At 41.5% G+C, this 11,551-nt stretch carries 13 protein-coding genes, 2 tRNA genes and 1 pseudogene; 9 read left to right on the forward strand and 7 right to left on the reverse strand.

The window, feature by feature from the left end; translation table 11 throughout:
• Positions 1-247: 247 nt before the first annotated feature.
• Together B3J29_RS01950 and B3J29_RS15395 are read left to right on the forward strand one after the other, a co-directional pair.
• Entirely contained in the window at positions 248-1,600 is a 1,353-nt protein-coding gene (locus B3J29_RS01950) for a GGDEF domain-containing protein (protein WP_175966392.1), read from the forward strand.
• A 159-nt stretch (positions 1,601-1,759) separates the two neighbouring features.
• Positions 1,760-2,918: pseudogene (locus B3J29_RS15395) on the forward strand (GGDEF domain-containing protein).
• Positions 2,919-2,987: 69 nt separating this feature from the next.
• Here the strand turns inward: B3J29_RS15395 and guaA are convergent.
• Positions 2,988-4,556, reverse strand: a complete 1,569-nt coding sequence (guaA, locus tag B3J29_RS01960; RefSeq protein ID WP_175966394.1) for a glutamine-hydrolyzing GMP synthase — start codon at positions 4,554-4,556, stop codon at positions 2,988-2,990.
• Between the two features lie 481 nt (positions 4,557-5,037).
• Here guaA and B3J29_RS01965 point away from each other — a divergent pair, with 481 nt between their 5' ends.
• Positions 5,038-5,676 (forward strand): DedA family protein, encoded by a 639-nt coding sequence (locus B3J29_RS01965; protein ID WP_004780651.1) that lies wholly within the window; start codon positions 5,038-5,040, stop codon positions 5,674-5,676.
• A gap of 25 nt (positions 5,677-5,701) precedes the next feature.
• Here B3J29_RS01965 and B3J29_RS01970 read toward each other — a convergent pair whose 3' ends face one another.
• The 5 genes from B3J29_RS01970 to B3J29_RS01990 form a co-directional block, all read right to left on the reverse strand.
• Positions 5,702-6,295 (reverse strand): threonine transporter RhtB, encoded by a 594-nt coding sequence (locus B3J29_RS01970; protein WP_175966396.1) that lies wholly within the window; start codon positions 6,293-6,295, stop codon positions 5,702-5,704.
• Between the two features lie 194 nt (positions 6,296-6,489).
• Entirely contained in the window at positions 6,490-6,882 is a 393-nt protein-coding gene (locus B3J29_RS01975; protein ID WP_005233324.1) for a hypothetical protein, read from the reverse strand.
• Positions 6,883-6,895: 13 nt separating this feature from the next.
• Positions 6,896-7,732 (reverse strand): ParA family protein, encoded by an 837-nt coding sequence (locus tag B3J29_RS01980; protein WP_175966398.1) that lies wholly within the window; start codon positions 7,730-7,732, stop codon positions 6,896-6,898.
• 61 nt (positions 7,733-7,793) lie between these two features.
• Positions 7,794-8,186, reverse strand: coding sequence for a SirB2 family protein (locus B3J29_RS01985; protein ID WP_005233322.1), 393 nt, complete (start codon positions 8,184-8,186; stop codon positions 7,794-7,796).
• 9 nt (positions 8,187-8,195) lie between these two features.
• Entirely contained in the window at positions 8,196-8,504 is a 309-nt protein-coding gene (locus B3J29_RS01990) for a BolA family protein (protein ID WP_004780643.1), read from the reverse strand.
• 230 nt (positions 8,505-8,734) lie between these two features.
• Here B3J29_RS01990 and B3J29_RS01995 point away from each other — a divergent pair.
• Positions 8,735-8,810 (forward strand) — tRNA-Gly (locus B3J29_RS01995).
• Between the two features lie 45 nt (positions 8,811-8,855).
• Positions 8,856-8,931: transfer RNA gene (locus tag B3J29_RS02000), tRNA-Gly, on the forward strand.
• 391 nt (positions 8,932-9,322) lie between these two features.
• Here B3J29_RS02000 and B3J29_RS02005 read toward each other — a convergent pair.
• A complete protein-coding gene (locus B3J29_RS02005; protein ID WP_004280956.1) occupies positions 9,323-9,529 on the reverse strand; it encodes a helix-turn-helix domain-containing protein in 207 nt (68 codons plus the stop codon).
• 110 nt (positions 9,530-9,639) lie between these two features.
• Between B3J29_RS02005 and B3J29_RS02010 the strand changes: the two genes are divergently transcribed.
• The 4 genes from B3J29_RS02010 to B3J29_RS02025 form a co-directional block, all read left to right on the forward strand.
• Entirely contained in the window at positions 9,640-9,855 is a 216-nt protein-coding gene (locus B3J29_RS02010) for a hypothetical protein (protein WP_175966400.1), read from the forward strand.
• A 13-nt stretch (positions 9,856-9,868) separates the two neighbouring features.
• Positions 9,869-11,053, forward strand: a complete 1,185-nt coding sequence (locus B3J29_RS02015) for a site-specific integrase (protein WP_005233321.1) — start codon at positions 9,869-9,871, stop codon at positions 11,051-11,053.
• A complete protein-coding gene (locus tag B3J29_RS02020; protein WP_001084944.1) occupies positions 11,043-11,291 on the forward strand; it encodes a hypothetical protein in 249 nt (82 codons plus the stop codon). Before B3J29_RS02015 ends, B3J29_RS02020 begins: the two co-directional genes overlap by 11 nt.
• Before the next feature lie 68 nt (positions 11,292-11,359).
• Positions 11,360-11,551 (forward strand): DUF1376 domain-containing protein (locus B3J29_RS02025; protein WP_286964252.1); only part of this gene is annotated, 192 nt, incomplete at its 3' end.

Raw genomic sequence — 11,551 nt, forward strand, 5'->3', positions numbered from 1 at the left:
CATTATCTCGTTTAAATCAACTTATTCATCCTGCTCATGTTTCACGTGAAACGCTCATTTTTATTTATATAAACTTTTAAAATCAGCAATCTATAAAAATGTGATCCGTCTAGCTTTATGTTCACAAAAACAAAAATTTTGTTACGTTTTCTTTTTAAAAATCGTGCTACCCCCTGATTCTAGGGAGATTGTTTTTTATTCATTTGGTTCATAATAGGGCTCAATAAAAATAAGATTGGATCAAGACATGTCATCCTCGAATGAAAATATATATTCAATGGCGAATATGTCTTTTCAAAACTCGACCACGGATAGATCATTAAAGTTGGCCGAATGTGATCTGCAAAATCGCCAGTTAATTGAAGATGCGCTTGTACATCGCGCTGCACCTATTCCTGCGCAATTCCAGCAGTACTTTTATAACTATCTTTATGTGCATCGTCATCAAAATCTTCGCCAGATTAATTACATGGCGCAGATCGCCTTTTTGCTGTATTTCTTTGCCGATATTTTTATTATTCCTGACATGTTTTTCCTGTCTGGCCTGATCCGGGTATCACTGGTCATTGCTGTCATGTTTTGCTGCTATTACCTGTTTAATCATCAAAAGAATATCCGGGTTCTGGACATGATTTTGCCTGTGGGCACGACTGTGGCTGCAGCGACCTGGATTGGCCTGCTCCTGCTGTCGAGCAGCCCGCATGTGTCGACTTATATCTATGCTTCTGCGATCTTTATTTTAATTACCAACCTCTGTGTACAGACTGAGTTTAAGGGTGCCTTGTATTGTTCCATTTTTATCGCCCTGTTTATCATGATTGGAGTGACTCATCTCATGAGTCTATCGCAGGCCTTTATTTTCACCGTTGTTTTCACACCTCTCTGGGCGTTTAGTATTTATATTAACTGGAATAATATCATCAACATACGGCGCTCTTTTCTACGCACTTTGCTGGATGAATGGAACTATCAAACCTTAAAAAATCTTGCTCATACTGATGATCTGACCCAATTATTTAATCGTCGTCATTTTGTGGATATGGCGGAACGTTCAATCCATCAATGGCCAAAGCCTGCCAGCACCTGCCTATTGATGTTTGATGTCGATTATTTCAAGAAAATCAATGACAATTATGGTCATGATGTGGGTGACCGGGTGCTACAACTGATTGCTGAAATTACCCGTAAAGAAATGCGTTCTAGTGATGTACTGGCACGTTTTGGTGGAGAAGAATTTATTGCCTTGCTGGAAGATACCCAGCTACAGGATTGCCTGATGATTGCAGAACGGATTCGCTGCTCGATTCAAAAGCAGGTGATGTACATCAATTCTGACAAGAAAATCCAGTTCACGATTTCTATTGGTATTGCTGAACTTGAATCTCCACAACAGGAACTTGAAGACCTGATTAAGCATGCGGATATTGCGCTTTACGAAGCCAAAAAAGCAGGACGAAACCGGATTAGGGTCTATCATCCTAATATGCTGCAACCGACTAAACCGCTCTCTCCAAATCCCTGGAATGTATTTAAACCTTTGAATAAACAGGAGCAGTCTGGCGCTCATCATAAAGCGAAACAGTCTTGGTCTGCTTTGTAAGTTGAGAGCAAAACCAAGATTGTTAGACAAGAATTTAAGAATTAGACCTAAATCTGTTTGTGATGCTTTTCAAATAATTTCTAAAATAATAGAATATTTTTCATACAAATATAAGTATTCATCTTATTCATTTCTTTGGATTTAATGTGGGAAGGAGATATGCCAGATAAATATGAAGAAGAAGCTCGCCTCCTGCTTCAGGATGCTCTTCACGATCATCTTGTTCGTATTCCTGGGTCTTTAAAACCTGCCTACTTTAGCCATCAGAAACAGCTCACTCTAAAATATTTGTTGTAGGTAAACCTATTTGCACAGGTGGCATATGCCTCCTATACCCTTGCCGATATTCCGGTACTGAATGACATTATGAATTTGCTCATTCTGACCAAGCTAGGCTATACCTTGGTGATCGTGCTGATTACCATCTGGATGTATCATTTTTACCGGAATTTGCCTGTATTTGACCTGCTGTTGCCGACCTCGATTATCGGAGCAAGTGCAATCTGGTTTTTTAATCTGAATCAGTCTGAAAGTCCGCATACACTCATTTATCAATATGCTTCACTGGTCTTTATTGTCCTGGCCAATTTATGTATGCAGATCCGCCTCTGGCCTAGTCTGATTAATTCCGGTCTGATTACATTGGTAATTTATATTGGTGTGTATTTCAATACCCAAGCTAATCTGTATCAGATGTTCTTGTTTTCCCTGATCTATATGCCGGTATTGACCTTCAGTTTATATATCAGTTGGAGCTCTACACTAAAATCCCGTTTGGTATTCCTGCAACATACCCTGAATGAATATCATCNNATATCTGGTACAACAGCTGATCCAAAACAATCTTAAACAGCCTGCTCCAATCAGTTTGCTGGTTTTTGATGTCGATCATTTCAAGCAGATCAATGACCGTTATGGACATGATGTTGGAGATCAAGTGCTCCAGATGATTGCTCAAACCACATGCAATGAAATGCGACGCCATGATGTGCTGGCACGCTATGGGGGTGAAGAATTTATCGCATGCCTTATTGAAACTTCACTAGATAATGCACTCAAAATTGCCGAGCGTTTAAGACACAAAATCGAGAATATTATGGTCAATCTGGAACATGGGCATCGTCTCGATTTCACCGTTTCAATTGGTGCAGCCATTCTGGAAAGTAGTGAAACGGATTTAATGGCGCTGATTAAACAGGCTGATATTGCCCTGTATCAGGCTAAAGCCAATGGTCGGAACCGAGTCGAGTGTTATGATCCTGAACTTGACCAAGGTTTGCTTGGAGAACTTCAAAACTGGCAGGTTAAACCGGCTTAAATGTCATTTGAAAAATAATAAAAAAGAGCGCCGAAGCGCTCTTTTTTATAGGTAATTTTCGTTAGAAAATTACTCCCATTCAATTGTTGCTGGTGGCTTAGATGAAACGTCATATACCACACGAGAAACTTCAGCAATTTCGTTCATGATACGTGTAGAAATACGGTCTACCAGGTCATATGGAAGATGTGCAAAACGCGCTGTCATAAAGTCGATGGTTTCAACTGCACGAAGTGCAATTACCCATGCATAACGACGGCCATCACCGACCACACCCACAGATTTCACTGGTTGGAATACGGCAAAAGCTTGAGCAGTTCTGTCGTACCAGCCGCTTGCGCGAAGTTCTTGCATGAAGATGTCATCAGCAAGGCGAAGAATATCAGCATATTCTTTTTTCACTTCACCCAGAATACGAACACCAAGGCCTGGACCTGGGAACGGATGACGATAGATCATGCTGTGTGGCAAGCCTAGAGTTGTACCCAATTTACGTACTTCATCTTTAAACAGGTCACGCAATGGTTCAACCAGGTCAAATGCCAAATCTTCAGGCAAGCCACCTACATTGTGATGCGACTTGATGACATGTGCCTTACCTTGTTTGCTGGCAGCAGATTCAATCACGTCTGGATAAATCGTACCTTGTGCAAGGAAGGTTACACCATCGAGCTTACGTGCTTCTTCAGCGAAGACTTCGATGAATTCACGACCGATGATTTTACGTTTTTTCTCTGGATCAACTTCGCCAGCCAAAGCAGAAAGGAAACGGTCTTCAGCATCAGCGCGAATCACGCGGATCCCCATGTTGTCTGCAAACATCTGCATCACCTGATCGCCTTCGTTCAAACGAAGCAGACCGTTGTCTACAAATACGCAAGTCAACTGATCGCCAATTGCTTTGTGCAAAAGCGCAGCTACAACTGATGAATCCACACCACCTGAAAGACCTAACAATACTTTTTCATTGCCAATCTGTTCACGAAGCTGTTCTACACGCAGGTCAATAATATGTTCTGGTGTCCACAGACCACGACAACCACAAATCTGGTGTACGAAGTTAGACAGTAATTCTGCACCTTTCGAAGTATGTGTCACTTCAGGGTGGAACTGGATCCCATAGAAACGGCGAGTTTCATCAGACACCATGGCAATCGGACAGCTTGGTGTGCTTGCAGTCACCTGGAAGCCTTCTGGAATACGTGCAACCTTGTCACCATGACTCATCCAGACATGCAGCTGGTTTTCACGGTCTTGCAGCTGACCAATCAGCTGGTCACGTACCACGATATCCACTTCTGCATAACCGAACTCATGTACAGTACCTGGCTCAACTTTACCGCCAAGCTGTTCACACATGGTTTGCAAGCCATAACAGATACCCAGTACAGGTACACCTAACTCAAATACCACTTGCGGCGCACGCGGGCTGCCTTCCAGGTGAACACTTTCAGGTCCACCAGACAAGATGATACCGTTTGGATTAAATGCGCGAATGTCTTCTTCAGACATGTCATAGGCATACATTTCAGAATATACACCAGCTTCACGGACACGACGTGCGATGAGCTGACTATATTGAGAACCGAAATCCAGAATCAGGATACGATCTTCAGTAATTTGAGTATTGGTAGTCATGACAAACAACTATGAAAGGCAAACGAAAGATAAGCGCCGTATTCTAGCATTTTTATTAGGCTTAAGCACACTATTCCCATCCGCATAATAATTAAGCAGTTTATTTTTTTAAATAGAATTAAGCTTTCGATTCAGCAGGAGAGCTTTCCCTTCTCTCCCCAGAATTCAATATATTTACGCTATTTGGATTTCAATATTTTAAGACCGGCCAGTTAAGTTGCTATTGAAAGTTTATTTCGCTTACCTCTATCACGGTCTTCACTGGGATGGCGTTTAGGGTTAAACATGTGAGCCACCTTTTGATTTTTATTTTAATGACATTTTCATGCTAAGCCTGTTTTATAGGAATTTACCGCCAATTTGTAAGATAACTTTTTAATTCACCCCTCAGGGATGAGCGGACAATTATTTTCCTGTTCGGTACTGACTTTCATGCCCCAGACTGTTAGGATTTGATCACCTTTTCGCTTGTTTTTTCCCTATGGAACTGCTTGATTTTATCCTCCACGTTGATGATCACCTGCTCGAATTCATTACCAATTACGGCATCTGGATTTATGGCATTCTTTTCCTGATTATTTTTGTTGAAACGGGACTGGTGGTGATGCCATTCCTGCCGGGAGACAGCCTGTTATTTGCATCAGGTGCACTAGCGGCTTCAACGGGTGCAATGGATCCATGGGTACTGATTCCGCTACTGTTCACTGCGGCAGTGCTGGGCGATACCCTGAATTATCATATTGGTAAATATATTGGGCCACGTGTATTTGAGATTGAATCACGTTTTATCAATAAAAAGCATTTGCTTGCTACCCAGCAGTTCTTTGTGAAACACGGTGGTAAAACCATTATTTTTGCCCGTTTCATTCCTTTTGCACGTACCTTTGCACCTTTTGTTGCTGGTGCGGGAAGTATGAATTACAAATATTTCCTGACTTACAATATAATCGGTGGCTTTCTCTGGATCAGTTCGTTTGTGATCCTGGGTTATCTGTTTGGCAATATGCCAATCGTCAAAGACAACTTCACTCATCTGATTTTCGGTATCATTATTTTAAGTGTCATGCCAGGTGTGATTGGCTTTATTCAGCAGAAACTCAAGAAAAATAAAATCGCCTGAAAGCCTAGAATTATTGATTGAATATTTATTCTAGCCAATTAATCAGCAACGGCATCAGACAAAGCAGTAAAAACAGAGCCGACCCTTTATAAATCAGGTCGGCTTTTCTTTTTGCCGACTCTCCCGCCAGAATCGCTTGACCAAAGATCATCCAGAACAATGCAACAAGCAAGGCAATCCCAGTAAAAATCGCAAAGACTAGAACAAAGTTACTCGGACTTTCCCAACTAGACAGCGGCAAGATTCCGGTCGCCAGAAGCGCTGCTTTGGGATTTTTCAAGGTTCCCTTAAACATCTGCCAGGGACGGATCTGAGGATGACTCTGATTATATTGTTCCAGTTGCCGTGCTTTGAATAAATGGAAGGTCATCCAGCCCACACCAATTGCACTCAGCACATGCACCAGTTCCTGAAAACTGGGCCAGATCGGTGAAAACAGATGAACCAGCAGAGCCCACCCATTGATCGCGTATAAATACCCCGCCAGAATGACAGGAATATACAGACTGGTTTTGGCTGTTCCCTGCTGATAGGCAGAACTGGCCACCAATGCATTGGCAGGTCCAGGGATCATTAGCACTGCTATTGTTGCAAAAACAAAGAGCCAGTTTTCAATCATGGTGGTTAAACATATCAGACAAGGTGATTACCTTAACCAATCTCGTGTTCTGATCACAAGACGGGATCTTTCAAAATTTTATGCGCATCGGTCATTTTTTCTGGTGAATACTGTGAACTGTGTCACTTGAGCAATCATTTTTAAGATAGAAAAAATGCCGACTTAAAGTCAGCATTTTTTTGATATTTAGAGGGCTATTTATTGGTGTTTTGACGGACAACAATTGGGCAAGCTTTAAATTTTGCAGCTTGTACAATAGCTTCCTGTTCACCCAGTAGACGTGCCGTTTCAGTGCGTTTGGTATTGGAAGACTGTCCCATATTCACTGATACACTCGGACCAATGCCCCAGCCACCGCGGCTGCCCCAGCCACCACCGATGCCTACCCCTACGCCGACACCTGTACGTTTAGGCGGCTCAACACCATTATCAAGATATTGCTGAATACGGTTGTATTCCCCCTGAAGCTGCTGACAGTTGAGGGTTTGATAATGAGTGGGTGAAACATAGGTCGGTTTGACCGTCGTTGCACAGGCACTCAGCAAGCTAAGTATGCTGATCGCCAGGCTTATTTTCACAAGTTTCATAGTTAACTCGATCTTAATGCTGCTCTATCTCATTGAACAATGATTGATAGGCCTGAGTCAATTTATGATCAGTTGCCAAGTGAATTAATGGCTGATTTTTCTGATGTGACTCTTTCATCAGCACCGACGGTGGCAACATGCTGTTTAGTACCGGAAGACCTTCATCTCTTAGTTGCTGTACCACTTCGCGAGGCAGTTTTGCCTGAGCCTGAAACTGGTTGACCACGATGCCTTCAATTGCCAGACGTTCGTTATGATCATCCTGAGTTTCGATGACATTCTCAATCAGAGTGTGCAAGGCCCGTTTAGAAAACACATCACAGTCAAACGGAATCAGAACACGGTCTGCAGCAATCAGGGCTGAAAGTGTAAAGAAATTAAATGCTGGCGGAGTATCAATAAATACCCGGTCATAATGCTCAGCAAGTGGTTGCAAGGCATCGCGCAGCTTGTAAATCTTATGCTTGGATTCCAGTGCATGGGCCAATGTGCCCAAACTTGGACTGGCCGGAATGACATCCAGATTTTTAAAAGGTGATTGATGCAGATAACTTTCCAGCCCTTTAGCCCGGGTCTTGAGAATGGAACCAATCGCATTACCAATTAAGCTTTTGCTCTGCTGGTTCCCCAATACATCTTCAAAATAGTTTTCAATATTCGGCTCCAGCGCCGGCTTGTCACTCGAATAAGTTGCATCATCCCCTAGTAAATACTGGCTGGAGTTTGCCTGCGGATCAAGATCGATCAATAAGGTTTTGAGCCCCTGATGCGCACTGATTGCTGCCAAATTGACTGCAATACTCGATTTCCCCACCCCACCTTTCTGATTAAAAACCACACGAGTATGCATAAACACCCCTCTTTATTTTTCTGATGATCAGTATGTTTGAGTTCATTGACTGATGAATAATTTAGCCAAAATTCGGCTTGATCATGACCAATACCATAATCGCAATAAGTGAAACCACAGCAATAAATAAGCCAGCACGGCGTTGTACCAGCAGGATTGAATCATCTTTTTTATACGCTTTGCCCAAGGATGAAATCAGCACCAGAAATAAAATAATTTTGGCATAAAACCAAGGCTGTACATCAAAATTCTTTAAAAACAGGGCAATAATCCCAGTTAAGGCAATCACGCTAATTACCAAGTGCTGCAAAGCGACCAGAAATACACGTGCTTTTGGATTCGGTTGATTGCCCTGTGTACCCATAAACAGGGTAATAGCACGCGCAAGAATGGCCACAATGGCCAGTCCTGCCGCAGACATATGAATAATCTTGACTAAAAGCTGGGTATCCATAAAGTCCTCTTAGTTTTTTGGTGCATGTGCACATTCCGGACTAGACGTATCCTGTCCTGTCCACTCTTCAGGCAAGAAAGCATGAATTGCCAAGGCATGAATTTTATCTTTAGATAGCAAATCACCTGCCGCAGCATAGACCTTTTGATGGCGTTGTACCGCACGCAGGCCGGCAAAGGCTTCACTGACAATCACCGCCTTAAAATGCGATTCCTTACCCGGAAAATATCCACCATGACCCGAAGATTCATTCACGACTTCCAGGTAAGTAGGTGACAATTGTGCCAAACGGTCTTTCAGTTGTTGTTCTAAGCTCATGGCCTGACTCCGATTCAAGATATGGGTCCAGTATACCCTGTTCTATCCGCTATTTCGGTGCAAGAAATGTCTGCAATTATTTGATTGTGCCGAGATTTCATTAAATTTTGCATAAATTTTGTCTAATTGTCTGGAAGCACAGAGAATATTGCTTTTATTTTATGCAATCGACACAAGATTTTTCATAAAGTTATTGACCCTGTTTTTGCATGCTGTATTATACACGGCATGCGGGAATAGCTCAGTTGGTAGAGCACAACCTTGCCAAGGTTGGGGTCGCGAGTTCGAGTCTCGTTTCCCGCTCCAAATTCTTTTTTGTTCATTTTTTAAAGTAAAAAATCGATCGACCCTGCGGGAATAGCTCAGTTGGTAGAGCACAACCTTGCCAAGGTTGGGGTCGCGAGTTCGAGTCTCGTTTCCCGCTCCAAATTCAAAAAGCCCTGATCGAAAGATTGGGGCTTTTTCGTTGTTGATTTTAAATAACATTTTTTCTTTCAGTCTATAAAGCTATCAGCTTCAAAGTGAGTAAAAAGTTAAGTTAGATCAGTTAAGAGTGGGCTTACGTGACCAAAAGTGACCAAAACGTGCCCTATCAATGTCAACTATAGATCAACATGTTTAAGTTTTTGCATGAATTCTACTCAATATGAACTGAGTAATTTTTAAAAAAACCTGAAGCACTGCCTTATGGCTTTCATTAAAGCTTTTTAATCTCTTATAAAAAATGGTGACCAAATTTGGTCACCAAAAATACTTAATAAAAACAATATACTAACTAGAAAATTATTAAATTATATGACGCTTTTTATTAGCAATAATTATTCATCTGGCTTGAACTTTAATAAATCACCAACGTCTACATTTAACAATACGCACAATTTTTCTAATGTTTCAAAATCAATACGAGTTGATTGACCATTATAAAGCTTATGTAAAGTCGTCTTACTCATTCCGGTTGCCCGAGCTACATCTGCCACTTTCATTCTTCGTTCCGCCAAAAGAACAGGCAAGTTACAAACTATCATTAATTACCACCATTGTGTAATAAAGTACTTGCATGATGTATTAAGCGCATTTATTATTGCATTGTGATCTTAAATAACACCATTGTGATACTTTATAAAAGGATACAAACATGAATCTTACTTATATTACTACAAAAGAATTGGCAGAACGAATCCATTATAACGAACGTACCATTCGTAATCAGTTAAAGGATAGCGTTCTAATCGAAGGTATTCATTACATCCGCCCTTTTGGTGGACGCAAAATTTTATATGTATGGGAGAGTATTGAAGAAGATATGACTAAAACCACTTTAGGCTCGCTACACAGCCTACAACTTCAATAAGGAGGATATTATTATGGCTGCCATTCGTACTAGATACGGTAAGTTATGTGTCGATTTTCGATACTTAAACATCCGTTGTCGTGAAACAACAGCTCTTGAAGACAATGCTCCGAATCGCAAAAAGCTTGAAAAAGTGATTGAGCGAATGGAAGCGGAAATCTTATTGGGTATTTTTGACTATGCTAAGTACTTTCCAAAAAGTTCTCGTTTGAAAGAAATCAAAAATGCAGAAAACAGAGTAAATGAAATCAGCTCTAAAACACCTCTATTTTCAAAGTTCTGTGAAATCTGGTTCACTGATAAAGAAATAGAGTGGCGTACAAGTTATAAGGAGAAAATTCAAATTGTAATCAAAAAGTACTTGATCCCTTTTTTTGGCGCAATTCCTGTTATTAATATTAAAAAGTCAGACATTCTTGGATTCCGTTCATCCCTCGCCAAAGTGACTCACGGAAAAAACCAAGAATGCCTTTCACCATCAAGAATCAACCAGATTATGATAGTGCTTCGTATGATACTCGATAGTGCTGCCGAACGATATGAATTTGATAGCCCTTATAAAAATATCAAGAACTTAAAGCAAGGAAAGATTAAAGTAACACCTTTTTCATTAAAGGAAGTACACGCAATCCTTGCCACAGTTCGTGATGATTTTAAGCCTTATTATACTGTTCGATTTTTCACAGGTATGCGCACCAGTGAGATCGATGGCTTGCAATGGAAAAATGTGGACTTACAACGTCGGGAAATCCACATTCGTGAAGCATTGGTGAATGGGGAGCTTGGTGGAACCAAAACTTATGGTTCTGACCGCACGATCCAGATGAGTGATCGGGTTTATCAGGCCTTTCTGCAACAAAAAAGCTTAAATTCTGGAAAATCAGAATTTGTATTTTGTAATCGCGATGGTGGGCCGCTTGATTATCGCCTGGTCAATAAGCGTGTCTGGCATCCCCTGCTACGCTATTTAGGGCTAAAACCTCGTCGTGCTTATCAAACACGTCATACTGCAGCTACGCTCTGGCTGTCGGCAGGCGAGAACCCAGAATGGATTGCACGCCAGCTGGGACATTCAACGACTGAAATGCTATTCCGGGTCTATAGCCGTTACATCCCTAATGTTACGCGCCGCGATGGTAGTGCTTTTGAAGCCATGCTGGAGAGACTGAATACAGAGAAGCTTGTCCATGAACAGTAAAGCTTTTTTTGGCGGCGTAGTCGTTAGCCCAGAAGCAGATATGGTCGCTCGTGAATTAATCCATGAGCTACACATTCCCAAACTGCACAATCTGGCCTTTTTGCTGGAAATCAATAAATGCTTCGATGATCACCAAGCATTAAGACTCTGGCTACAGCGAATGCTGGATGAAGGGCAAGCTCATTACGATGACTTGGCTCAACAGGCCCGTTTCCGGTTAATGAGCCTAGCTCACTAATAAAACAATCATAAAAGGTCATCAAATCGATGACCTTAGCCCCTCTATACCTATAAAAAGGTGAACACATGCATAAAGATATTTCAATTTGGATGCCACTCTATATTGGCGACCTACAGGCAAAATTTGCACGAATGACGGCAGAACAAATTGGTGCGGCACTGCTGTTAATGATGGATTTCTGGAAAAATGGTGCCATTCCTCACGACCTAGCGACTGTTTGTAGCATCACGAAATTAGGTGGTGTTTCAAAAAGTATG

It is taken from the genome of Acinetobacter sp. UBA5984 (genome assembly GCF_002429925.1).
Taxonomy (GTDB): Bacteria; Pseudomonadota; Gammaproteobacteria; order Pseudomonadales; family Moraxellaceae; genus Acinetobacter; species Acinetobacter variabilis.